Annotated in this window: 24 protein-coding genes and 1 pseudogene; 15 read left to right on the forward strand and 10 right to left on the reverse strand. The window is 69.3% G+C overall.

Going from position 1 to position 22,437, the window contains the following annotated elements; all coding sequences use genetic code 11:
- The first annotated feature begins 1 nt into the window (after nucleotide 1).
- From VFR64_15305 to VFR64_15320, 4 genes are all read left to right on the forward strand, one after another.
- Nucleotides 2-478, forward strand: a complete 477-nt coding sequence (locus tag VFR64_15305; GenBank protein ID HET9491107.1) for a TRAP transporter small permease — start codon at nucleotides 2-4, stop codon at nucleotides 476-478.
- Nucleotides 475-1,797 carry a TRAP transporter large permease gene (locus VFR64_15310; protein ID HET9491108.1) on the forward strand — a complete coding sequence of 441 codons (1,323 nt, stop codon included), beginning with the start codon at nucleotides 475-477 and terminating at the stop codon, nucleotides 1,795-1,797. Before VFR64_15305 ends, VFR64_15310 begins: the two co-directional genes overlap by 4 nt.
- A 248-nt stretch (nucleotides 1,798-2,045) precedes the next feature.
- Nucleotides 2,046-2,531, forward strand: a complete 486-nt coding sequence (locus VFR64_15315) for an OsmC family protein (protein ID HET9491109.1) — start codon at nucleotides 2,046-2,048, stop codon at nucleotides 2,529-2,531.
- A 57-nt stretch (nucleotides 2,532-2,588) separates the two neighbouring features.
- A complete protein-coding gene (locus VFR64_15320; protein HET9491110.1) occupies nucleotides 2,589-2,846 on the forward strand; it encodes a hypothetical protein in 258 nt (85 codons plus the stop codon).
- Nucleotides 2,847-2,921: 75 nt separating this feature from the next.
- Here the strand turns inward: VFR64_15320 and VFR64_15325 are convergent, their stop codons facing one another.
- The 5 genes from VFR64_15325 to VFR64_15345 all read right to left on the reverse strand — a co-directional run bounded on the left by VFR64_15325 (nucleotide 2,922) and on the right by VFR64_15345 (nucleotide 8,637).
- Entirely contained in the window at nucleotides 2,922-3,149 is a 228-nt protein-coding gene (locus tag VFR64_15325; protein HET9491111.1) for a hypothetical protein, read from the reverse strand.
- Nucleotides 3,150-4,047: 898 nt separating this feature from the next.
- The gene (locus tag VFR64_15330) at nucleotides 4,048-4,947 is read right to left on the reverse strand and encodes a YCF48-related protein (protein ID HET9491112.1); all 900 of its coding nucleotides are present in this window, start codon (nucleotides 4,945-4,947) and stop codon (nucleotides 4,048-4,050) included.
- A gap of 17 nt (nucleotides 4,948-4,964) precedes the next feature.
- Nucleotides 4,965-5,402, reverse strand: a complete 438-nt coding sequence (locus VFR64_15335; GenBank protein HET9491113.1) for a hypothetical protein — start codon at nucleotides 5,400-5,402, stop codon at nucleotides 4,965-4,967.
- Between the two features lie 34 nt (nucleotides 5,403-5,436).
- Nucleotides 5,437-7,653 (reverse strand): MtrB/PioB family decaheme-associated outer membrane protein, encoded by a 2,217-nt coding sequence (locus VFR64_15340; GenBank protein ID HET9491114.1) that lies wholly within the window; start codon nucleotides 7,651-7,653, stop codon nucleotides 5,437-5,439.
- 3 nt (nucleotides 7,654-7,656) lie between these two features.
- A complete protein-coding gene (locus VFR64_15345) occupies nucleotides 7,657-8,637 on the reverse strand; it encodes a DmsE family decaheme c-type cytochrome (GenBank protein HET9491115.1) in 981 nt (326 codons plus the stop codon).
- 485 nt (nucleotides 8,638-9,122) lie between these two features.
- On the opposite strand from VFR64_15345, the gene VFR64_15350 reads away from it, so the two are divergent.
- The 11 genes from VFR64_15350 (at nucleotide 9,123) to VFR64_15400 (ending at nucleotide 20,089) form a co-directional block, all read left to right on the forward strand.
- On the forward strand, nucleotides 9,123-9,416 hold the full coding sequence (locus tag VFR64_15350; GenBank protein HET9491116.1) for a hypothetical protein: 294 nt from the start codon (nucleotides 9,123-9,125) through the stop codon (nucleotides 9,414-9,416).
- A 20-nt stretch (nucleotides 9,417-9,436) separates the two neighbouring features.
- A complete protein-coding gene (locus VFR64_15355; GenBank protein HET9491117.1) occupies nucleotides 9,437-10,099 on the forward strand; it encodes a NapC/NirT family cytochrome c in 663 nt (220 codons plus the stop codon).
- Complete coding sequence (locus tag VFR64_15360) at nucleotides 10,096-10,299, forward strand: hypothetical protein (protein ID HET9491118.1); 204 nt, start codon at nucleotides 10,096-10,098, stop codon at nucleotides 10,297-10,299. Before VFR64_15355 ends, VFR64_15360 begins: the two co-directional genes overlap by 4 nt.
- Before the next feature lie 562 nt (nucleotides 10,300-10,861).
- The gene (locus VFR64_15365; protein ID HET9491119.1) at nucleotides 10,862-11,116 is read left to right on the forward strand and encodes a DUF5676 family membrane protein; all 255 of its coding nucleotides are present in this window, start codon (nucleotides 10,862-10,864) and stop codon (nucleotides 11,114-11,116) included.
- Nucleotides 11,117-11,141: 25 nt separating this feature from the next.
- Entirely contained in the window at nucleotides 11,142-11,768 is a 627-nt protein-coding gene (locus VFR64_15370) for a hypothetical protein (protein ID HET9491120.1), read from the forward strand.
- Between the two features lie 49 nt (nucleotides 11,769-11,817).
- Nucleotides 11,818-13,023: an efflux RND transporter periplasmic adaptor subunit gene (locus VFR64_15375; GenBank protein ID HET9491121.1), complete on the forward strand. Its 1,206-nt coding sequence runs from the start codon at nucleotides 11,818-11,820 to the stop codon at nucleotides 13,021-13,023.
- Nucleotides 13,024-13,026: 3 nt separating this feature from the next.
- Nucleotides 13,027-14,934 (forward strand): ATP-binding cassette domain-containing protein, encoded by a 1,908-nt coding sequence (locus tag VFR64_15380; GenBank protein HET9491122.1) that lies wholly within the window; start codon nucleotides 13,027-13,029, stop codon nucleotides 14,932-14,934.
- Complete coding sequence (locus VFR64_15385; protein ID HET9491123.1) at nucleotides 14,927-16,069, forward strand: ABC transporter permease; 1,143 nt, start codon at nucleotides 14,927-14,929, stop codon at nucleotides 16,067-16,069. The genes VFR64_15380 and VFR64_15385 overlap by 8 nt, the downstream gene beginning before the upstream one ends.
- Nucleotides 16,070-16,072: 3 nt before the next feature.
- Complete coding sequence (locus VFR64_15390; GenBank protein ID HET9491124.1) at nucleotides 16,073-17,197, forward strand: ABC transporter permease; 1,125 nt, start codon at nucleotides 16,073-16,075, stop codon at nucleotides 17,195-17,197.
- Between the two features lie 15 nt (nucleotides 17,198-17,212).
- Nucleotides 17,213-17,908 (forward strand): CBS domain-containing protein, encoded by a 696-nt coding sequence (locus VFR64_15395; GenBank protein HET9491125.1) that lies wholly within the window; start codon nucleotides 17,213-17,215, stop codon nucleotides 17,906-17,908.
- Nucleotides 17,909-18,148: 240 nt separating this feature from the next.
- Nucleotides 18,149-20,089 carry a copper-translocating P-type ATPase gene (locus VFR64_15400; protein ID HET9491126.1) on the forward strand — a complete coding sequence of 647 codons (1,941 nt, stop codon included), beginning with the start codon at nucleotides 18,149-18,151 and terminating at the stop codon, nucleotides 20,087-20,089.
- Nucleotides 20,090-20,128: 39 nt separating this feature from the next.
- Here the strand turns inward: VFR64_15400 and VFR64_15405 are convergent, their stop codons facing one another.
- The 5 genes and pseudogenes from VFR64_15405 to VFR64_15425 form a co-directional block, all read right to left on the reverse strand.
- Complete coding sequence (locus VFR64_15405) at nucleotides 20,129-21,208, reverse strand: hypothetical protein (protein HET9491127.1); 1,080 nt, start codon at nucleotides 21,206-21,208, stop codon at nucleotides 20,129-20,131.
- Nucleotides 21,209-21,232: 24 nt separating this feature from the next.
- Nucleotides 21,233-21,379, reverse strand: a complete 147-nt coding sequence (locus VFR64_15410) for a YHS domain-containing protein (protein HET9491128.1) — start codon at nucleotides 21,377-21,379, stop codon at nucleotides 21,233-21,235.
- 130 nt (nucleotides 21,380-21,509) lie between these two features.
- Nucleotides 21,510-21,668, reverse strand: a pseudogene (locus VFR64_15415) (isoprenylcysteine carboxylmethyltransferase family protein).
- Nucleotides 21,665-21,907 (reverse strand): DUF2933 domain-containing protein, encoded by a 243-nt coding sequence (locus VFR64_15420; protein HET9491129.1) that lies wholly within the window; start codon nucleotides 21,905-21,907, stop codon nucleotides 21,665-21,667. The pseudogene VFR64_15415 and the gene VFR64_15420 overlap by 4 nt, the downstream one beginning before the upstream one ends.
- 68 nt (nucleotides 21,908-21,975) lie before the next feature.
- Complete coding sequence (locus VFR64_15425) at nucleotides 21,976-22,428, reverse strand: hypothetical protein (GenBank protein HET9491130.1); 453 nt, start codon at nucleotides 22,426-22,428, stop codon at nucleotides 21,976-21,978.
- Between the last annotated feature and the right edge of the window lie 9 nt (nucleotides 22,429-22,437).

Consider the following 22,437-nt stretch of genomic DNA (forward strand, 5'->3'; position numbering starts at 1 on the left):
CGTGACCGGCGCCCTCGAGGGTCTGGCCCGCGCCTTCGCCCTGGCCGGGGGCGCGCTCCTGGTCGTGATCACCGGGATGTCCGTGGTCTCGATCGTCGGGCGGGCCGTCCTCGGCACGCCGGTGCCGGGCGACTTCGAGCTGGTCCAGGTCGGCTGCGGGGCGGGAATCGCCATGTTCCTGCCCTACTGCCAGCTTCGCCGCGGCAACATCATCGTCGACTTCTTCACCGTCAGGGCGCCCGCGCGCGTGCAGGCCGCGCTCGACGCCTTTGGCGCGCTCGCCGTGGCGGCCGTCATGGCGCTGCTGGCCTGGCGCACGACGGCCGGGATGCTGACCGTCAAGGCCGCCGGCGAGGTGTCGATGATCGTCGGCTTCCCCATCTGGATCGGCTACGCGGCCATCGTGCCCTCGCTGGCGCTGGCCGCCCTCGTCGGCCTGGCCACCGCCATCGCGTCCTGGAAGGCAGCGCGGGGCTGAGCGCGGTCGAAGCCGGGCTCCTGCTGTTCGCGGCGATGCTCGGCCTCATGGCCCTCCGCGTGCCCATCGCCATCGCCATGTTCATTCCCGGCGCCGTGGGCTATGCCCTGCTGGCGAGCCCCACGGTCCTGCTGAACCATCTCAAGGGCGCGGCTTGGGCGCGCCTGTCCGTCTACGACCTCTCGGTGATTCCGCTGTTCCTGCTCATGGGGCAGTTCGCCACCCAGGGCGGTCTGTCGCGCGCGCTGTTTCGGTTCACCAACACGCTCGTCGGCCACCACCGCGCCGGCCTGGCCATGGCCGCCGTGCTGGCCTGCGCCGCCTTCGGCACCATCTGCGGCTCGTCGGTGGCGACCGCAGCGACCCTCAGTCAGGTGGCCCTGCCCGAGATGCGGCGCCACCACTACTCGGGACGGCTGGCCACGGCCACCCTGGCCGCCGGCGGGACGCTCGGTATCCTGGTCCCGCCGTCGGTGGTCCTGGTGGTCTACGCGATCCTCACCGAACAGAACATCGCCAAGCTGTTCGCGGCCGCCTTCGTGCCCGGCGCGCTGGCCGCCGCCGGCTACGTCACCGCGATCGCCGTGTACGTACGGCTGGTGCCCGGCCAGGCGCCCGCGCTGCCACGCGCCACCCGGCAGGAGCGCCTGGCCGCCCTCGCCGACGTGTGGCCCATCGCCGCGATCTTCGTGGTGGTCTTCGGCGGCATCTACGGAGGCCTGTTCACGCCCACCGAGGGGGCCGGGGTCGGCGCGGCGGGCACCTTCCTCACCGCGGTGGCCAGGCGCGAGCTCGGCCTGGCCGCGCTCCAGCGGGCGTTCCTCGGCACCGCCGAGACCACCGCCATGGTCTTCCTGATCTTCCTCGGGGCCGACATGCTGAACGCCGCGCTGGCCCTGTCCCAGATGCCGGCACAGCTCGCCCAGTCCGTGGTGGAGCTGAGCCTGCCCCCGCTGGCCGTCGTGGCGGGGATCCTCGGCTTCTACATCATCCTCTGCAGCGTCATGGACGAGCTGTCCATGATCATCCTGACCGTCCCCATCCTCATCCCGGTGGTGATGGAGCTGAGCCTGTTCGGCCTGAACTCGACGGAGAAGGCGATCTGGTTCGGGATCCTGGTCCTCTCGGTCGTCGAGATCGGGCTCATCGCGCCGCCCGTCGGCCTGAACGTGTACGTCGTGAACAGCCTCGCCCGCGACGTGCCCATGGCCGAGACCTACCGGGGCGTGCTCCCCTTCCTGGCCTCGGACGCCGTCCGCGTCACGCTGCTCCTGGCCTTCCCCATCCTGTCGCTCTGGGCGGTGCGCCTGATCAGCTGACCGCGGCCCGGAGGTCGTCGTCAGCAAGCGCCGCACCGGGACGCCGCTGCCGCCGTCGCTGCGTCACCGCATCCCCAGGTGGGAAGCTCACGCCTCACTCGATCCTCCCGGGCGTTTCACGCACCGTCGAGAAGCCCGCCACTTCAGCAGGTTACAGCCACCATAACCGGACGGCTGCGGCACCGGGTATGCACGCGTTGATGACTTGTCCCTCTGGAGGACCGACTCCGCCCCTGAAGGAGGCCCCAATGGCAGAGGCCCATTTCTACGCGACGCTCGTCTGGAGCGGCGGAGCGCTCGGACCGACCAGCTCCGTCGAACGTTACTCGCGAGAGTTCCGAGCCGAGTTCGAAGGTAAGCCTCCGTTGCGAGGTTCTGCCGATCCGGCGTTTCACGGCGACCCCACCCTCTACAATCCCGAAGACCTGCTCCTTGGCTCGCTGGCCGGTTGCCACATGCTGAGCTATCTGGCCGTCTGTGCCCACGCCGGCATCGCGGTGCGCTCGTACGAGGACGCCGCCGTCGCCACGATCGCGCGCCGGGACGGGAAGGTGAGGTTTGTCGATGTGCTCCTTCGCCCCAAGGTGGTGCTGGAACCGGGAAGCGATCTCGAGAAGGCCAGGGCGCTACACGAGAAGGCGCACAACATCTGCGTCGTGGTGAACTCGGTGAACTTCCCGGTTCGTCACGAGGCGGAGGTGACCATGCCCAGCGCGAGCGTGGCCGCCGTGTAGCCGGCACCGGCGGTCCCTCGAAGCCTCCTGCTCGGCACCGAATAAGGAGAAGCGCCGATGATGAACCAGGACCAGGGCACGCAACGCAGGAGCGCCATGGCGATGTGCCCGATGGCGTCGATGTGCAGGGAGATGGCGGAAAAACCGGGTATCGGCCTCCTGCTGCTGATACCCGGCCTCCTCCTGATCCTGGGAGGTGTGTTGATTTTCCTGGAGCCGAAGTTCCTGGTCTGGCTCCTGGCCGGCACCTCGATCCTGATTGGCCTGGTGATCCTGTTCTTCGCGCTGTCCATACGAAAGATGGTCACTCGCTAGGGAGCGGCGCGGGCCGGACCCTCAGCCAACCGTCGGTGGGGCAGGCCCGTCCCGGGCGCAGCGCCGCCGACCCGTTCAGGGACAGCTCGCCTCCACCGCTCGGCTGATCTCCTGCGGCGAGGCGAACAGGAGCGACGCCCGGTCGCCCTGCATCCCTGCCGGCAGCAACACGGGCCGGCCGGGAGCCGGCCCCTGCGCGCTGGAGTCCGTCTTCAAGCGCAGATTGAGCTCCCAGAAAGGGACCGTCCGGCCATCTTCGGTCGTGACGTGGTAGCCGTCGCCGCAGTAGCGAATCCCCTTCACCCGACGTTCCGGCCCCAGCGCCTTGAGGTTTGGGACGTGCCAGGCCGGCCATCATCCGCCCCCGTGGCGCCACGGCAGGCGCTCGGACTGCGGCAACCGCCTCCAGGTACGCGACGACGTCGGCCGCTGTCTTCCATCTTTCAGTCCGGGGAACGTCATGAGATTCCCCGGCACGACGGCCTGGGGGTCCTCGAGCCAGCGCCCGAACGTAGCGACGTCCCACACGACAGTGGCGGCTTTGAGCGCTGAACGGCGAACCCGAAAAGGCTTGACCTTGCCCCCAGGGGCAAGGTCTATCCTGGGCCCCGTGCGGTCAGGGTTGCTGATCGGCGAGGTGGCTGCGCGTAGCGGGATGAGCCGCAAGGCTCTTCGGCTCTATGAGGCCAAAGGGTTGCTGCCGCCTTCGCGCCGCACTCAATCCGGCTACCGTGTCTACCCGGACGACGTGCTGGTAGTCCTCGCGTTCATTGGCCGCGCGCGCCAGCTCGGGTTCACGCTAACCGAGATCGGGGAGATCGTCGCTCTTCGGCGGGCAGGGCGCGCTCCTTGCACACATGTACGGGCCATTCTTCACAAGAAGATCAGGAGCCTCGGAACTCTCTTGGACGACCTGCGAGGCAGTCTGCGGTCCTGGGGCACCGCCTCCGGGCGGTTGCCCGCCATCTGTCCGCATATCGAGTCGAAGGGAGGTGATCAGCGATGGAGAGATTCTCCCTCTGCCCAGGCTGCACGAACTGTCCGGAAGTCGTGATCGATGGCGACGCCATCCGGATCGGTGAGGATGGGAACGCGGCTGTCCTCAAAAAAGAGGAATGGAACGTCCTTGTGGACCTCATCCGATCAGGGCAGCTTTCGGGCCGCTGATTCCTGAGCGAGGGGCGGCCGCCGCCCCTCGCTGTCACCGCGAGGATGTGCGCGACCGCCCACGCTCGAGCAGGACCTCCCACGTCCCCCCGCCATCGCCCGAGCGCAGGACGTCGGCGCTCGTCGTGGCAGCCACGACCTGCTGGCCAGGGCCTACCGCCAGCGCGATCACGGGATCCTGCGCCTCGCGTTGAAGCGCGGACTTCTCCCACGTCCTTCCGCTGTCCGCGCTTCGGAAGAGAACGCTGGCGGCACCGGCCGCGAAGGCGTAAACGACGCGTGCGTCGTTGCGGTGGAACGCCACGGCAGTGACCGGCGCCCCGGCCGGGAGTCCCGTCACCGGCAACCATGTGAGCCCGCGGTCGCGACTTGCCAGCAAGCCCCGGCGCGTGCCCGCAAGCAGGGGCCCCGCGGGCGCCGGGCTGGCGGCGAGAGCGCTGACGTCGGCGAGCCCGCGGGTGGGCAGGCGCTCGACCTTGGCTGACGCCGGCGAGACCCGATAAAGCCCCGGCTCACCGGCGACAGTCCAGCCATAGAGATGACCCCCGTCGTGAGGGCTCCAGGCAAGCGCGTGGAAGTCCGCCTTGCCCCGGAGCGCCACCGACCGCCACGTGGCGCCGCCGTCCCGGCTCTCGAGGACCCCCAGGTTGGCGACCCCCTCCCGGTGATACGTGGGCAGATCGGGATGACCGCTCGCCCAGACCAGGCCCTGGCGGCTCGGATGCGCCGTGAACCCCATGAGGTCGAAGCGATGCTCGCCTACGAGCTCAGGCCTTCGGCCCGGCGCGAGCTTCGCGAGGCCCGTATGCGTCGCCACATAGACGATCGCGGGATCACCCGAGTCGACCGACAAACCGTGGATGTGATGGACCTGGACCTCGCTTGCCCACCCGGTCACGATCGCCAGCGTGAGAAGCCCCACCACGAGCGGCATCAGGGCCTTGCCTCGGATCACGGGCGCGGACCGGGCGCGGATGGCGCCGGCACCTTCTCCAGTTCGGCGCCGTGCTTCAGCAGAACCTCGCCCATCGCCTTGAGGAGGTCGCCGCAGATTCTCAGGCTCCGGCTCATCGCCCTGGCGTCGTCGTGCGCCAGCATCCTTGCCGTCGGGCACAGACTCAATGGCCCTTCGCCACCGCGGCCATGACCCATCATCCCGCCGCCGTGCATGCGCATCATCTCTCCCATCATGCCGCCGCCCATCATGCCGCCCATCCCGCCGGGACCCCCGCCCGGCGCCGGCTGGCCGGGTGCCGGTTGGCCGGGCACGGGCGCTTGCTGCTGCGGGTGGTGAGGATCGGATGGCTGACCGGATTGCTGGGCGACGGCCGGCAGCGTGACGGTGATCAGCACTGCCGCGACCGCGATCGGACCGATGACGCGCATCATGACGAACCCTCCTTCGCCGATTGTGGCTCTGAGGCTAGTCGAAGCGGTAGCCCAGCGTTGCTATAAGCATGTGGGCATCGTAATTCCTGGCGTCATTCCCCAGCCAGATCGACGTCACGCCCGGAATGAACGGGTTCAGCCGATCGGTCCGCCAGTCGTTCTTCCGAAACGACTCGAAGACGTACCCGAGCTTGGCCGTCCACCTCTTCGCGAAGCGGTACCGCAACGCCGTCTCCAGACGGAGGAGCCGGTCTTCGAAGGCGGGCCAGGGCTTGGCGGTGGCCGTGGCATCCTGGGCCGCCGTCCCGCTGGCTGGCGTCACGGGGTTCCCGTTCTGCACCCTACCGAGCGCAGAGGCGTAGCTGGCGTCGAGGCTCCAGTCGAGCACCCGCGGGATCAGCCCGATCCGGGTACCCGCATAGAGCGTGTCCACGGTGTCGGTGTGGACGGCTATCCAGTCGTAATCGGCAAAATCCAAGGTCACGCCCCCACTCACCGGCCGGCTCCGGGAACGCTGCGTCTGCTCGATGACTTCGTGGGTGTAGCCGCCGTAGAGCGATAGCCACCGCAGAGGAGCCCAGGTGAGATCGACGCCGACGGACCAGGTGGTGGCGTCCTGCAGACCGAGGGGTGACGCGATGTAGTCGTCGTCGTACAGGGCTCCCGTCACCGAGGCGGTGACGGCGTCGGCGGGCATGAACTGCAGGAGCAGGTCGACGCGCTGGCGATCCCGCTCGCCCTCGTCGAATTTCCTCAGCAGCGGAGACTGGCTCTGGGCCGCAGCGCTGGTCACATCCTCCTCTACCACCGTGTGCACGAGGTGGGCAAACGTGTCGTACTCCTCGATCCGCCGAAACGAGGGACGGTACGTGAGCCGGACGAGCAGCCAGTCGAGCGGCGTGGCGTCCAGAGCGCCCCTGGCGAAGTACTCGTCGCTCGTGGGGACCTCGCGGTGTTCGTTGCGGTCCCACCGCTCCCAGCCTCCACCCACCGTGATGGTCAGCGGGCGCAGGAGGCGCATTCGCGCATCGGCGTCCGCATTCTGTCGGGTGTACTCGAAGCGGCCCGCCCGGCGGTCTTCGACCACCAGGGTCCGGTCGTCGACGACGTGCCCGGGAAAGACCGGCTCGTCGCTCATGTCCTGCAGGTCGTAGAGCCGGTAGCGCAATCTGAGGGTCAGCGGTCGCAGTGGTCGGCTGGTGGCGCTCAAGTTTACGAGCGTGGTCCCGACCATCCCGTTGAGGCTGTCCTGCGGCAGGGCAAGCGCCGGGTCGCTGATGGCCGGGTTGATCGTGTGGGGCAGAAACGTCTCGTTCTGAAGACGCAAGCTGTACGCGACATTCGCGGTCAGGCGCGTCCGGAGCGGCAGGGTGACCCCTCCGGCGAGGCTCAGCGTGTGGGCCATGTTGTCGGGGGCCAGCGCGATCTGTCCCGAGGCCGGGGCGGCCGCGCCGCCGTCGCTGGCGCCGCACGACGCCACGTTGCCGAAGCACGGGTTGTCGGCGATGACGCGGCTCAGCGAGTTCTGGAACATCGAGAGCGCGTACCCGAGCTGCAGCTGCCAGCGGTCGCGAGCCAGGGTCGCGCGCAGGCGCAGGTCGTGGATCGTCTGGTCGATCGGCTCCACGATCTCGTAGAAATTGTTGCCCGGGCTGCCGAATGCCATCCCGAAGGGACGGTCGCCGGCTTTATGGGTCCGCGTGTACTGCGCGTCCAGATCCAGATCCGGGGTCGGCGTGACCCTGACGAACATCCGCGCGGTGTCCCAGCGGATGCTGATCTCGGACTGATCGGGCGTGTTGTGGGTCGAGAGCGCGGGCCGCGGAGCCGGCAGCGTGAAAACACCGCGGTCGGTCTCGACGGCCAGCGTCCGCGCGGTCGTGGAGTACAGGTGGGGGATCTGATCCCATGCGAACCCGAACTGCCAGAGCCCGAGCCGGCCGGCGCCCAGCGAGAACTCCTGGTCCTCGTGGCCCCACTTCGAGCCCCCGAGCTCGACGGAGTAGCTTTCGTCGGGACGAAACAGCCTCAGCTGCAGCTCGTGCAGGAACGGCCCGGGCGATAGGTCTCGGTACTCCTCGAACTTAGCTCGACGGGTCGGCGAGGGACGCTCGATGAAGAATCGGCCCCCGGCCTCGACCTCCCCCTCGAGGGTGAGGCCGCCCGGGCTGACCTGGGCGGAGGCGAGGTCAGCGCCCCCGAGCACCGTCAGCGCCGCGACGATGAGGGCTTTCGGCCTCGCCGCTCTCATCGCCTACCGCGTGAAGGCGAATCCCGAGGGATGGTTGGAGCCATGGATGTTCACGTGGCAGCTGGAACAGGCTCGGCCGAACACGAACTTGGCGGATGCGGTTTCCCGACCGTACGGGTTGGTCGGATGGCGGGTCTCCACGTGGCACTGCTGGCAGAGCCGTGGCTTGGCCATCTTGAGCATCCGCTCGTGGTTGGAGCCGTGTGGATCGTGGCAATTCACGCAGCTCTCGGCGACGGGCGGATGCTCCCAGAGGAACGGCCCCCGCTTCTCGGCGTGGCAGGTGTAGCAGGTGTCGTTGAGGGACTGCTCCTTGAGCAGGGCCGGGGTGACGGTGCCGTGCGGGTTGTGGCACGACGTACAGGTCATCTTGCCCTCCCGCAGCGGCATGTGGGACGAGCGCATCTGCTGGGCCCGCCTCTGGATATGGCAGGAGCCGCAGGTATCGATCTCGGTAGCCCGGGCCAACTGGGCGCGCGGCGAATGGTCCTGCATGACCCTGTGGCAGCCGGCGCAGGTGACGTCGCGGGAGTCGTGGGGGCTCCCGGTCCAGAACAGGCGGTCGCCCTTGGTGTGGCACGCCAGGCACGCCTCGCTCCGCCGCTCCGGCGCGGTGGGATCGTCCCTGGCGAAGGTGATCAGCCTGGCCTGACGCCCCTTACCTCCACCGGCCTCGACGTGGGCCTGGCCCGGCCCGTGGCAGTTCTCGCAGCCCAGCCGCTCCAGCGCATTGCGCGGATGCCGGAGGAACAGCCGCCCCATCCGGGTGGTCGCGAAGCGCTCGTAGGCGTCCTCGTGGCACGCCTTGCAGGTCTCGGCGCCGACGTAGCCGTCTACCGGAGCCGATGCAGTGGTGCTCGATTGCGCGACTGGCGAAACGGGAGAAGGCGGCTGGGCTGGCGAGCAGGCAGAGAGCGCAAAGGCCAGGGCCAAAAGCCCTGTGCACCCGACTATCGTGACGGACCAGGCTGCTCGTCGTCCCACGCCACGCCTCCCCGACAGGGGACGTCCCGAACGCTCAACGAAGACACCTGCCCTCGAACCAGCAGATCTGTGAGGGACAGTGAGAGGCGGACGAGAGGCTAGATCAGTAGCGCGGCGTGGCGTAAGAACAGCGGCGGTGAGGTCGCGACAGCTCGAACCTGCCCAGCCGCCGACCGAGCACGCAGGGCATTGCGTTCAGGAGTAATCTCCGCACTGGCCGCGCCGACGATGATGAGGCTCACAGGCGACGGTGCCGCGGCGTCACACGACGCTTCGGCGACCGCATCAGTGGCGTGACCGGGCGTCTCGTCGGCGGCTTCACGGGTCGTGACCGTCGCCGTCGAAGCATGATCCGGGACCGGGCACACGTGGCCCAAGCACATCGCGGCTGTGAACGCCACCAGGACCTGGCCGAATCGCTGCGCCAGACGCACGGTAGCGTAACCTTGACACCGCTGCCTCGCGTGTGTCAAGCGATCGGCAGGGTGGAGACCACAGTGATTCTTCGAACGTCGGCCCTCGTGCTCGTCTTCTGGAGCGTTAGCCTCGGTGCCGCCGTGGCCGAGCCACTCTGGGTAAAGAACGCGAAGGACCTCGGGTACCCGGCCCAGAACTGTCTCTACTGCCACAGCACCAAGCTGCCGAAAAAGGAGACCTACACGCCTGGCGAGCTGAACGACCGCGGCCGGTGGCTGGTCCAGGAACGAGAGCGGCGCCGAGCGAGCCAGGTCGATCTGTCGTGGCTGAAGGACTATCCCGGCGGTAAAGCTCAGAAGTGACGAGCGGATGGCTCGGGTCCTTGCTGCCTCTCCTGGCGACAGCCACCTCAGCCATCCCGCAACCGCACGGGTGGCTCGGCACGGTCAACGACTGGGCCCGCGGACTCGGGATCGCGTTCGCCATTCTCGATTGCGTCCTTCTCGCCGTCGCCTGGACGATGCTCCGCCGGGCAGGAGTGACACCCACCCTGAGGCTGCTGCTGCCCGCGGCGGTCGTCGTGCTGCCGCTCGCCGTGACATTCTTCGGATACCACTACGGATTCGAAGCGGCCAAGAGCGTGGAGGCCTGCGGGGCCTGCCATGCGATGAGACCGTACGTGAGCGACCTCCGCGAGCCCGCCAGTCAGACGCTGGCCGCCGTTCATTTCAAGAACCGCTACATCCAGGACAATCAATGCTACACGTGTCATTCCGACTACGGCATGTTCGGGGGACTGAGGGCGAAGTGGAAGGGGCTCGAGCACCTCGCGCGCCAGACAACGGGGTCCTATAGCCTGCCGCTGACGATCGCCCGTCCCTATGCCAGCGCCCGGTGCCTGCACTGTCACGGAGAATCCCTGAAGTTCCTCGAATCGGCCGGCCACGGCCGGGAACTGGTGGCGCAGATGATCACCGGCGCGGTTTCGTGCCTCGGCTGCCACGGCCCTGCGCACCGGGCGGCAGCCGCTCGGGCGGTGCAGTGATCGCCCGGCAGCCCCGTCTCCTGCGCGCCGTCATCGTGCTCACCGGTCTGGGTGTCCTCCTCACCCTGATCATGCTGATCCGGGTCACCGGTCTCACGCTGGCGCTCTTCATGTTCGTGGCGCAACCCCTGCTGCTGGTCGCCGTCGTCCTGCTGGCCTGGCGGGTCGTCCGCGATCTGCGGCGTAGCGGTCTCGTGTGAAATCTCGCGATGCGCCGAGGCATTGCCGTTGTCGGGGGCCTGATGGCGGGCCGTATCCGCCTCAGATGGGGCTGCAATGCCCCAGTGGCAAGGTGTTCGATCGGTGAATCTGCCGGGAACCGGCTGATTCCACGAGACCTTCCGGGCTGTGGGTTCTGGCAGGCAATTTGCCCTGGAGGCCAGGCAGGAGCGCTTGAGCATGCCTCGTAGATTGGCGGTCATGGTGCTGATCGGATTGGTCCTAGCGGCTGGCCTCTGCATCCTGGACGACGACGGCGCCGACGCCGATCTGTGCAACCTGAGTCTCCTGATCGTGACCGTCTCTCCGCTCGCTTTTTCACTGGCGGTTACCGGCCGTGCTCAGCCAGGCCCCCTTGCCGGGTACATTGCCCCTCTAGCGGACCGCCCGTCTCCCCCTCCCCGCGCCTGACCCTCCTCAACGTTGTAGCAGAGTCTCTGGCGGCTCGGCCTGCGCCCCCGGGCACGACCGGCACGGAAGCCGGGACGTCAACCCCCGGCGCCCGCATGGAGGGACGCGATGCACAGCCTGAACTGGCGCGCGATGACATTGTCCCTCGGGCTCTTCAGCGCCGTGACGTTCGTCGTGTGCGTGGCATACGGCCTACTAGTCCCGAGGAGCCTCCACATGACACAGTTTCTCGAGGCCATCCTGCCGGGCTTCACGTGGCTCACCGCGGGGAGCTTCGTGCTCGGGCTGGTGGAGACCTTCCTCTACGGCGTGTACGCGGGGCTCGTGTTCACGCCCATCTACAACGTCGTGGCGCGACGCTTTCAGCCAGTGAAGGAGGCTCGGTGAAAGCCGGTCCATCTCAGGAGATCTGATGACACCCTCATCTTACGTGGCCCGCGACCCGTTCACCGGTGTCCAGGTCCGCATCGGAGTGATGGGCTCGGCGGCCGAGTTGCCGGAGCCGAGTATCACCGCCCTCTGCAGGAGGTTGGGGCGGACCATCGCGGACCGCGGATGCTGCCTGCTGACGGGTGCGTGCCCCGGGCTCCCGCACGAGGCCGTGCTGGGCGCCAAGGAGGTTGGCGGCCATGTCGTGGGGATCTCCCCAGCGAGCTCGCTCAAGGAACATGTCGAGAGCTTCACCTCTCCTTATCGTGAGTACGACGTGCTGGTGTTCACGGGCCTCGGTCTCATGGGCCGCGAGATGGTGAACATCCGGAGCAGCGATATCGTGGTCGTCATCGGCGGGCGATCGGGCACGCTCGGCGAGTTTGCCATCGCCTACGAGGAGGGCAAGCTGATCGGCGTTCTCACGGGAACGGGTGGCATCACGGCCGCGCTGCGAACGGTGGAGACGAGCCTCCGGAAGAAGACCGGCGCCGAGGTGATGTACGAAGCGGACCCGAGCCGGCTCGTGGACCGGCTCCTCGGGCACTATCGGTCCTCAGATTATGTGTGCCCCTGCTGGCCGGGTTCCCGGCGGGGCAACGAGGCGTAGGCGGGTCGATGGCTCTTCGAGCGCCGATTCCCCGCACGGCCGCCGTCAGATGACCAGGCTGCCGACGGGGACCGTCCGCCGTGCTGCGATGATGCTCGGCGTAGCCGCCCTGGCGGCTGCGGTGACGGCGGCGGCGGCGTGGCTCGTGCTGCGCCCGGCAGAACGGCCGTCGGGGATCCTCGAGGTCAACGGCCGCGTCGAGGGTGACGAGTCGGCCGTGGGGCCGCGGGCGGGCGGTAAGGTCGTGAAACTGCTGGTCCGGGAGGGCCAACGCGTCGACTCCGGCGCGCTGATTGCCGAGCTCGCGTCCGACCAGGTCCGCGCCCAGCTCGCCCAGGCCGCGCACGCCGTGCACACGGCCCGCGAGGAGCTCGCCGAGGCTCACGCCCACCTGGCCTCGGCCCGCCGCGAGGTCGAGACGGCGGACCTCGCGGTCACGCACGCCAGGCAACAAGCCCGGGCGCGGATCGGCGAGGCCGAGGCGGCGCTGGGCGCCGCCCGCGCCCGGCTGACGGAGGCGGAGGCCAGTCGGACGAACGCCGACCGCGATTTCGCCAGAGCCCGGGAGCTCTACGCCAAGGAGCTCATCGCCGCCCAGCAGCTCGACCAGGCGCAGACGCGCTTCGAGGTCGCACGGGCCGGCGCGGAGGCCGCCCGGCAACACGTCGGGCAGGCCGAGGAGACGCTGGCCCTGGCCCGAACTTCCCGGACGGCGGCCGAGGTGCTCGAGGGCCGCGCGCAGACCGCGCGCGAGCGCGTGCGAGAGGCCCGGGCGGCGATCGAGACCGCCCGCGCACGGATCGAGGTGGCCGATGCCAACCGCGCGGTGGCGCGCGCGAACGTGGAAGATACCCGGGTGCTGGCGCCCTTCACCGGAACCGTGCTCCGGAAGCTGGTGGAGCCCGGCGAGGTGGTGGCGGCGGGCACGCCGCTGGTCCTCTTCGTCGATCTCGCGCGGCTCCACGCCAAGGTGTACGTGCCGGAGGCCGATCTCGGCAAGGTCAAGGTGGGCGATCCCGCGCGTGTCTACACCGACGCGTTCCCCGGCCGGGCCTTCGACGCCCACGTCTCTGAGGTCGCGCAGCACGCCGAGTTCACGCCACGGGACGTGCACATGAAGGACGAGCGCGCGAAGCTCGTCTTCGCCGTCAAGCTGGCGATCGACAACCCCGAGGGGATCCTCAAGCCCGGCATGCCCGTCGACGCGCTGATCCGGTGGCGTCCCGATGCTTCCTGGCCAGAGCCGGAGAAATAGCCGATGACAGCGGCGATCGAGGCCCGGGGGCTCACGAAGCGGTTCGGACAGACGACGGCCGTCGACGGCGTCGATCTCGAGATCGCGCCGGGGGAGCTGTTCGGCATCGTCGGGCCCAACGGCGCCGGCAAGACGACACTGCTCCTCATGCTGGCCGCGCTCGTGGATCCGACCGCGGGGCAGGCCCGGATAGACGACCGCGACGTCGCCCGGAGCGGCCCGGCCGCGCGCGAGCGCCTCGGCTACGTGTCCCAGGACTTCACGCTCTACGGAACGCTCAGCGTGGAGGAGAATCTCGATTTCTTCGCCGACCTGTACGGGGTGCCGGCGTCCGCGCGCGCCGAGCGGAAGGCCGGGCTGCTGACCTGGAGCCGCCTGGAGCCGTTCCGGACCCGGCGGGCGGCCGCACTGTCGGGCGGCATGCAGAAGAAGCTCCACCTCTGCTGTTCGCTCATCCACGAGCCGGCCGTGCTCCTCCTCGACGAGCCGACCACGGGCGTCGACCCGGTCTCGCGTCGCGAGTTGTGGGAGATCCTGCACGGCCTCGTGGGGCGGGGGCTCACTCTGGTGGTGACGACGCCGTACATGGACGAGGCCGAGCGCTGCGGGCGCGTCGCGCTGATGGACCGTGGCCGCATCCTGAGGCACGACCGCCCGGCGGCGCTCAAGGCCGGCGTCGCCGAGGCAGTCTGGCGGGTGCGGGCCCCCGACCTCGCCTCAGCCCGGACCCGGCTGGCCGCCCCCCCGGCCTTCCAGGTCCGCCTCGCGGGCGATGCCCTCCACGTGATCACGCCTTCGGCGCCGGACGTCGAGGGTGACATCCGGCGGCGGCTCGGCGGCGCTGTGGTCGACATCCGCCGCGTGCCCCCGACCATGGAGGACGTCTTCGTCCTGACCGTGGGGGACCGGGCGAGGCGACCGCCGGCGATGGCGACCGGCCCGACGGCACCTCCCCGCAGCGCCGGTCCCGCGGTACGCCTCGAGGCACTCACCAGGCGTTTCGGCGACTTCGTCGCCGTGGATGGCATTTCGCTCTCCGTCGATCGTGGCGAGATCTTCGGATTCCTCGGTCCCAACGGCTCGGGGAAGACCACGACCATCAGGATGCTGTGCGGGGTCCTCCCGCCGTCATCGGGGCGGGGCGAAGTGCTCGGGCATGACGTTCGTCGCCCTGGCCGGCGCGTGAAGGCGCGAATCGGCTACATGTCCCAGCGCTTCTCGCTCTATCAGGACCTGACCGTCGGCGAAAACCTGGCCTTCTTCGGGCGCGGCTACGGCCTCCCCGCCGGCCGCCTCGCCGAGCGGGTCGCCTGGGCGCTGGAGCTGGCCGGGCTGGGGGGTGAGGAGCGTCGGCTTGCGCGTGAGCTCTCCGGCGGCGTCAAGCAGCGGTTGGCGCTCGGCTGCGCCCTGCTCCACGATCCCGAGGTGCTGTTCCTCGACGAGCCCACGGCCGGTGTCGACCCGGTGGCGCGGCGGCAGTTCTGGGACATCATCGTCGCCCTCGCATCCTCGGGCACGACGGCCTTCGTGACCACCCACTACCTGGACGAGGCGGAGCACTGCCACCGGCTCGGCCTGATGTACCAGGGGCGGCTCATCGCCGAGGGCAGTCCTCGTCAGCTCAAGGAGCGGATGCGGGCAGGCGTGATGGTGGAGGTCGCCTGCGCCGATCCCCTGCGAGCGCTCGGCCTGATCCGGGCCGAGCCCGCGCTCGGGCGGGTCAGCCTCTTCGGCGACCGACTGCACGTCCTCGTCGACGATCCAAACGCGGCCATGCCGTCCCTCCGGACGGCGTTGCGCGAGGCGGGCCTCATCGTCGAGCGGCTGGAGACGGTCCCCCTCACGCTCGAGGACGTGTTCGTGATCTTCGTGGAGATGGAGGAGGCGCGGCTGAGGACCGCCGGTGGATAGCCTGCGCCGTTGTCTGGCCATCGCGCGCAAGGAGGCGCGTGAGATCCGGCGCGACCCGATCACGCTGGGGATCGCGATGGTGCTGCCCCTCATCATGATGTTCCTCCTCGCCTACGCGATCACGCTCGACGTCCGGGAGATCCGGATGGCGGTCCTCGACGAGGACGGCAGCGCGGACAGTCGCGAGTACGTCGCCGGCTTCCTCCGGTCGGGCTACTTCCGGCTCCAGGCCACCGTGCACTCCTTCGGGGAGGTCGAGCGGCTGCTCGATTATGGGGCCGCCCGCCTGGTCCTCGTGATTCCCGAGGGGTTTGCCCGCACGCTGGCCCAGGGGCGTCCGGTCGACGTCCAGATCCTCCTCGACGGCTCGTTCGCCAACACGGCCATCCTCGCCCTGAACTACGCCGACCGGATCACCGAGGACTACACGCTCGGGATCCAGGAGCGCTCGCTGGCGTCGCGCGCCGGGTCGGCGGTCCGGCTGGCGGAAGCCGTCCGACTGGAGCCGCGGATCCGCCACAACCTTGAGTTGCGCAACGAGAACTTCGTGGTGCCCGGTCTTTTCGCGCTGATCCTCATGGCCTTCCCGCCGATGCTCACGGCGCTCGCGGTGGTGCGGGAACGCCAGCGCGGCTCCATTCTCCAGCTCGCCATCGCGCCCGTTCGCCCCTGGGAGTTCCTCGTCGGCAAGCTCGTCCCCTACGCAGCCCTCGCGTTCGCCGAGATGCTGCTCCTCCTGGCCGCGGGGTGGGTCTGGTTCGGCGTCGCCGTCCGGGGCAGCGTACCGCTCCTCCTGGGGCTGTCCCTCATCTACGTCCTGTGCACGGTCGCGATCGGTCTCGCCGTGTCCACCGTGACGCGCAGCCAGGTCGTGGCGATCCTGCTGTCCATCGTGCTCACCTTGATGCCCTCGTTTCTCTTCTCCGGCTTCCTGTTCAGCATCGACAGCATGCCGGTAGGATTCCGGGCGTACACGTACCTCTTCCCCGCCCGGTACTTCATGACGATCGCCCGCGGGATCGTGCTGAAGGGGGCCGGACTCGATCAGCTCTGGGGGCAAGCCCTGGCCCTGGTGGCCTACGGCGCCGTCCTGCTCACCCTGGCCTCCCTGCGCTTCGGCCGGCGGCTAGGTTGACGCGTGGGGCCCCTGGCTGCCCTCGTCCGGAAGGAGCTCATCCAGTTTCTCCGGAGCCGGCCGCTGGTCGTAATCGTGGTCTGGACCATCGCGATCGAGATCGCAATCTGCGCCTGGAGCATCACCTACGACATGAAGCACCTGAGCCTGGCGATCTTCGACCTGGACCAGTCGGCCTCGAGCCGCGAGCTGGTGGAGCGATTCGCCCGGACCGAGTACTTCGACCGGCGTTTCCAGGCGCACAGCGATGCCGAGCTCGATGCGCTGATCGAGAGCGGCCGCGCCACCCTCGGCCTGGTGATCCCCCCGGGTTTCGCGCGCCGGATCGATCAGCGCCTGCCCGCGGCCGTCCAGCTGGTCGCCGACGGGACGAACTCCAACACGGCCCTGATCGCGCTCGGGTACGCCGACCGGGTCGTCCACGCCTATTCGCGCGGCCTCCAGCTGAGCCAGCTCCAGGCCAGGCTCGGTCGGATCGAGATCGTGCCCGAGGTGCGCGCCCAGCGGCGAGCCTGGTACAACCCCTCGCTGCGCAGCGTGGACTTCGTGGTGGTCTCGATGCTGACCCTCGCGGTCATGATGATCGCCGTGATCCTGCCGGCGGCGGGGCTGGCGTGGGAGAAGGAGGCCGGGACGGTCGAGCAGCTCCTGGTTATGCCGTTCCGGGCGTGGGAGCTGATGCTCGCCAAGGTCGTGCCGACCTTCGCGGTGAGCCTGGCGTCACTGGCCCTGGCGTTGTGGGTGCCCTGGTGGTTCGCAGTGCCCATCCGCGGCAGCCTTGTGCTTTTCTTCGCGCTGTCCGCCGTGTTCCTCTTCAGCGGCCTGGGAGTGGGCCTCCTGATCGGCGCCGTCACCGACAACTTGCAGCAGGCGCTGCTCCTGTCCTTCTTCACGATCTTCCCCGTGTTCGTGATCTCCGGGACCTTGGCGCCCGTGGAAACGATGCCGCGGGCGATCCAGCTACTCTCGCTGGCCAGCCCGCTGACGTACTACACGGACATCGCGCTGGCGATCTTCCTGAAGGGTGTCGGGATAGAAGCGTTGTGGCGCCAGGCCCTGGCCATGGCTGGCCTCGGGCTAGCCATCCTCGCGCTCGGACTCTGGCGCTTCCGCCGTCAACTTGCCTGAAGAGAGGAGACGCCCATGCAGGCCAGAGACCTCATGACGACGAGCGTGATCACCGTCAGCCCCGAGACGCGGGTCCGGGAGCTGGCCCGTCTCTTGCTGGAGCACCACATCAGCGCCGTCCCCGTGGTCGACAGCGACAATCGCATCCTCGGGATCGTCAGCGAGGGCGATCTGATGCGCCGGGCGGAGGTCGGAACCGAGTGGCACCGGTCGTGGTGGCTGTCACTGATGGCGGGTGCGGATCAGCTGGCCCGCGAATATGTGAAGACGCACGGCCGGCGAGCGGACGACGTCATGACGCGCGATGTCGTCACCGTGGCCGAGGACACGCCCGCCCATGAGATCGCCGGCCTCCTCGAGAAGCGCCGGATCAAGAGGGTGCCGGTGGTGCGAGACGGGCGGCTCGTGGGGATCGTCAGCCGGGCCGACCTGCTCCGCGGGCTCGCGGTCCAGCCGCTTCCAGCCGAGGCGCCGTCGGCGGCGGACGACCGGGCGATCCGCGAACGCCTGCTTCGCGAGCTGCGCGGCACAGCGTGGACGAGCCCCGTATCGAACAACGTGGTCGTGAAGGACGGCGTGGTCCATCTGTGGGGACTGGTGTCGACAGAAGACGAACGCCGGGCTCTGCGTGTCGCTGCGAGCAACGTTCCAGGGGTGCGGGCCGTCGAGGATCATCTGCTGCGGGTGCCGGTGGTGGGGTCGGCCGAGTGAGCCGGGTCGCCGTTCCCCCGGGGCGGCGCCAGTCCCGTTCGCGGGCCTGCTGCGAAACAGGGAGGACATCATATGAGCGCACGGCAACGCGCTAGCGATCGCGCCGGACATCGCGACCATGCGCCCGACGTCCATAGCCCCGTCGTCCACGGAGGCGGGGGTGGGACTGCCGAGGCCGCGCACCGAGGACAGGCTGCCGCCGGGCACCCCCGCAGTGGGGGCGGGGGCCACCACGCCCACATGGTCGCCGACTTTCGCCGGCGCTTCTGGATTTCTCTGATCCTGTCGATCCCGGTGCTGGCGCTGGCGCCGCTCCTCCAGCGCTGGCTGGGGCTCAGCGACGTGCTGGCCTTCCCGGGAGACCGGGCGGTCCAGACCGTGCTCGCGACGGCCATCTACTTCTACGGGGGCTGGCCGTTCCTGCGCGGTTTCGCCGCCGAGCTCGGGAAGCGCCAGCCCGGGATGATGACGCTGATCGCGCTGGCCATCACGGTCGCCTGGGGCTACAGCGTCCTGGTGGCCCTCGGGCTCCGCGGCGAGGTGTTCTTCTGGGAGCTGGCGACGCTGATCGACATCATGCTGCTCGGGCACTGGATCGAGATGAAGTCGGTGCTCGGCGCCTCGGCCGCGCTCGAGAGCCTGGTGCGGCTCATGCCGGCCGAGGCGCACCTGGTGGCCGCCGACGGCTCGACGCGGGAGGTGCCCGTCACGGAGCTGCAGCGTGGCGACCGCGTGCTGGTCAAGCCGGGCGAGAAGATCCCCACGGACGGCACGATCGTCCAGGGCCAGACCTCCGTCAACGAGGCCATGCTGACGGGCGAGAGCAGGCCCGTGGAGAAGGGCGAGGGCGCGACCGTGATCGGGGGCGCGGTCAACGGCGAGGCGGCCATCACGGTCGAAGTGCGGAAGACCGGGGACGAGACGTACCTCTCGCAGGTCATCGCCATGGTCCGACAGGCCCAGGAGTCTCGCTCGCGCTCTCAGGACCTCGCCAACCGGGCGGCCGTCTGGCTGACGGTGGTTGCGCTCGGAGGCGGCGCCGTGACCCTGGTGGCCTGGCTCGCCATCGGCGCCCCCTTCCCGTTCGCGCTCGCCCGGACGGTGACGGTCATGGTCATCGCCTGCCCGCACGCCCTCGGCCTCGCCGTGCCCCTCGTGGTCGCCGTCTCCACCGCGCTCTCAGCGGGCAACGGCCTCCTCATCCGCGACCGCTCGGCCTTCGAGCGCGCCCGCGCCCTCGACGCGATCGTGTTCGACAAGACGGGTACGCTCACGGAGGGGCGCTTCGGCGTCACCGACGTCATCCTGCTCGCCAAACGGAGCGAGGAGGATCTCTTGCGCCTGGCGGCCAGCCTGGAGAGCCAGTCGGAGCACCCCATCGCCGCCGGCATCGTGCGGGGCGCCCAGGACAGGAAGATCCCGTTCCCGTCACCCGCGGAGTTCCGCGCCATCCCCGGCAAGGGTGCCGAGGCCTTGGTGGACGATGCGCGCGTGAAGGTGGTGAGCCCGGGCTACCTGAAAGCCGAGGGCCTCGAGGTCGACAACGCGCGAGTCCGTGAGGTCGCCGAGCAAGGGAAGACCGTCGTTTACGTGCTGGTGAACGACCGCCTGGAGGGAGCCATCGCGCTCGCCGATATCATCCGGCCCGAGTCGCGCGAGGCGCTAGCCCGCCTGAAGGCGATGGGCATCAAGGTGATGATGCTGACGGGTGATGCCACCGCCGTCGCGCGGTGGGTGGCCCGCGAGCTGGCGCTCGACGAGTTCTTCGCCGAAGTCCTCCCCGACCAGAAGGCGGCGAAGATCAAGGAGGTGCAGGAGCGGGGCCTCACGGTGGCCATGATCGGGGACGGCGTCAACGACGCCCCGGCCCTTACCCAGGCCGACGTGGGCATCGCCGTCGGCGCCGGCACCGACGTGGCCATCGAGTCCGCGGACATCGTGCTGGTCCGCTCCGACCCGCGCGATGTGACGGCGATCGTGGACCTGGCCCGTGCCACCTACCGCAAGATGGTGCAGAACCTCTGGTGGGCCACGGGCTACAACGCCGTGGCCATCCCCGTCGCGGCCGGCGTGCTCTCCCCGGCCGGCATCCTGCTCACGCCAGCGGCGGGGGCCGTCCTCATGTCGGTGTCGACGGTGATCGTCGCGATCAACGCGCGCTTGCTGCGCCTGCAGAGATGATTCCCTCGTGGGCCCATGAGTACGATCGCCTCCTGGGCATCACTCCGTCCCGGGCCATGGGGAGGCGGAGCGCCGGCCGAACGCCCCCTCACCTGCGGGCTCCAGACGCCCGAAATTCGCGTACCGAGGCCACCACCCGCGTTGCGTGCGCCGGGCCAGCTCGGCCATCGCACCGAGCCAGGCGCCGGGCACGCGCGGGACGATCCACTGCGACCACCGGAGCCACGTGTAGATCGCGCGGTGCCTCAGAACGAAGCGTCGGTACGCGGCCAGGCCTTGCTCCAGCGTCGTCCGCCCCTCGAGGATGTCCTGGACGACGCGGCCGCACCGGTCGCCGAAGTACAGCGCCGGACGGATGCCCTCGGCAGTCAGGGGCAGGCAGTGTCCGGCCGCGTCACCGGCGGCGAACACCGTGCCCACCGTGGGCGCCCCGAGCCCCGAGGGGAAGTACGTGCCGTGATAGCGGCCTGGAGCGAGACCAAGATCCCCCATGAACCGCTCGAGCGGCTGCCTGAGCCTGGACGTGCCCGCATAGCTGCCTACGCCGACCCGGCTCGCCTCGCCTACGGGAAAGATCCAGCTCACGATGTGTCGGGCCTCGTCGGGTGCCGCCCAGAAGTAGAGCGCCTCGCCCTGGTAATCTGTCCGGGTCTCGAGGCCAAAGCTCATCGGTGCGTGCGCGCCGGCATGGCCGCCGCCCGTCAGCACCCCACGCCATCCCGAGCAGTCCACAACGCAGCGGGCCTCGAACCGTCCGGCCTCGGTCTCGACGGCCCCGTCACGAAGCCCTGTGACGGCGGTGCGGAGGAAGACCGCGCCGGTCTGGTCCAGCAGCCCCCGGCAGAAGCGCCGGTAGTCGAAGGTGCAGTACGGCATGTCGCCGAGGTCGTAGATCGTGGTCCGCGTCGGCGCGTGGACGACCGCCTTGCGGTGCACCTGGAGCACGCTCGCCTCGACGCCCAGCGCCTGGGGCACCCACAGAGGTGTGCCGCAGGCGGAGGTCTGGACTTCGCCGACCTCGCGGCGGTCCAGGAGCAGCACGCGGCCCCGGAGCCTACGGGCGACCGCGAGGCCGGCAAAGCTGGCCCCCACGATGATCGCGTCGTAGTCACGCGTCACCGGGGCTGCCCCAAGGGAGCTGCGTCACTTCCCCGCGTACTGCGCCGGCGCCTTCTCGAAGGTCGCCTTGCAGCCGGCAGAGCAGAAGTAATAGGTTTTACCGGCGTGCACCGCGGTCCCGGCCGCCTTCTTCTCGTCCACGTTCATCCCACAGACCGGATCCTTCGTCATCGACCCTCTCCTTTCGTCGTCATGGCTGCCCTTTCCCTGTTCGCGACATCATGGGCCGCTCGTTCGTGGTGGCGCTGTTCACCGAGCGTGCACGCAGTCGCGGGATCCAGGCCGGCGTTCCCGCGGCCTACATCTCGGCGAAGAGCGCCACCACGAACGCCGCGAAGCCGCCAAACGACCGCCACTCACGGGCCGTGCGCGGTCGAGTGAAGCTGAAGGCGAAGACCAGGAACACGAGCGAGTTGATCGCGACGAGGGGCCAGAGCCCGTAGGCCGGCGCCTCGCTCATGTGTCGCGCCCGCCCGGGGCCGGCCGCCCCGCGTCGCTACGCCGCTCCAGGTCTCCAGCATGATGCCCGCTGCCGCCGCGACCACCGTGGCCGCCGTGTCGGCCATGCATGAAGAAGTGCAGGAGCGGGCAGGCGAGCAGCAGAAGATACGGAACGACGCCGAACACGTGCGCCCGGTGCTCCGTCAGCATGAAGAAGGCCGCGATCGCGAGGAACGCGAGCAGCACCCACCAGGTCATCGCGTCACCTCCGCCGGAAGATCACGGGCCCGGCAGCCATTCGTGACCGGTCGGAGCCCGCCAGGCGGCTACTTTGTCTTCGGCGCCGCCGAGGGCGTGCCCATCATCTCCGACATGTGCTTCTGCATCTCGGCCATGTGGCGCATCATCTCGGACATCTGTTCATGCAGGTCGCCGCGTGCTCCCATGCCGCCCTGACCGCCGGCGGCGCCGGGCCCCATGGGCCCGCGCGAACCCATGCCACCCATCATTGCGTGCATCATGCCCATCATCCCGCCCATCTCTTGCATGAGCTCGCCCATACGCTTCTGCTGCTCGGGCGACATCCCGCCGCTCTCCATCATCTCGGCCATCTGCTGCATCATCCCTTGCATCTGCTGCAGCGTGCCCTGCATCTGCATCATGGGTCCCATGCCCGGTCCACCACGATCCATGCCGGCCCCCGGACGCCCGGGGCCCATCTGCGCATGCGCAGCCGCCGGCGCCAGCCCCACCACCACGGCCGCCAGCACACCGATCATCCATCGCGT

The sequence above is a fragment of the Candidatus Methylomirabilota bacterium genome (assembly GCA_035709005.1).
In the GTDB taxonomy this organism is placed as follows: Bacteria; Methylomirabilota; Methylomirabilia; order Rokubacteriales; family CSP1-6; genus 40CM-4-69-5.

Excerpts from the sequence above, each read along its gene's own strand:
- VFR64_15315 (HET9491109.1), top strand. The coding sequence starts at position 2,046 with ATGGCAGAGGCCCATTTCTACGCGACGCTCGTCTGGAGCGGCGGAGCG.
- VFR64_15320 (HET9491110.1), top strand. The coding sequence starts at position 2,589 with ATGATGAACCAGGACCAGGGCACGCAACGCAGGAGCGCCATGGCGATG.
- VFR64_15330 (HET9491112.1), bottom strand. The coding sequence starts at position 4,947 with ATGCCGCTCGTGGTGGGGCTTCTCACGCTGGCGATCGTGACCGGGTGG.
- VFR64_15335 (HET9491113.1), bottom strand. The coding sequence starts at position 5,402 with ATGATGCGCGTCATCGGTCCGATCGCGGTCGCGGCAGTGCTGATCACC.
- VFR64_15340 (HET9491114.1), bottom strand. The coding sequence starts at position 7,653 with ATGAGAGCGGCGAGGCCGAAAGCCCTCATCGTCGCGGCGCTGACGGTG.
- VFR64_15365 (HET9491119.1), top strand. The coding sequence starts at position 10,862 with ATGACATTGTCCCTCGGGCTCTTCAGCGCCGTGACGTTCGTCGTGTGC.
- VFR64_15370 (HET9491120.1), top strand. The coding sequence starts at position 11,142 with ATGACACCCTCATCTTACGTGGCCCGCGACCCGTTCACCGGTGTCCAG.
- VFR64_15375 (HET9491121.1), top strand. The coding sequence starts at position 11,818 with ATGACCAGGCTGCCGACGGGGACCGTCCGCCGTGCTGCGATGATGCTC.
- VFR64_15380 (HET9491122.1), top strand. The coding sequence starts at position 13,027 with ATGACAGCGGCGATCGAGGCCCGGGGGCTCACGAAGCGGTTCGGACAG.
- VFR64_15395 (HET9491125.1), top strand. The coding sequence starts at position 17,213 with ATGCAGGCCAGAGACCTCATGACGACGAGCGTGATCACCGTCAGCCCC.
- VFR64_15400 (HET9491126.1), top strand. The coding sequence starts at position 18,149 with ATGGTCGCCGACTTTCGCCGGCGCTTCTGGATTTCTCTGATCCTGTCG.
- VFR64_15410 (HET9491128.1), bottom strand. The coding sequence starts at position 21,379 with ATGACGAAGGATCCGGTCTGTGGGATGAACGTGGACGAGAAGAAGGCG.
- VFR64_15420 (HET9491129.1), bottom strand. The coding sequence starts at position 21,907 with ATGACCTGGTGGGTGCTGCTCGCGTTCCTCGCGATCGCGGCCTTCTTC.
- VFR64_15425 (HET9491130.1), bottom strand. The coding sequence starts at position 22,428 with ATGATCGGTGTGCTGGCGGCCGTGGTGGTGGGGCTGGCGCCGGCGGCT.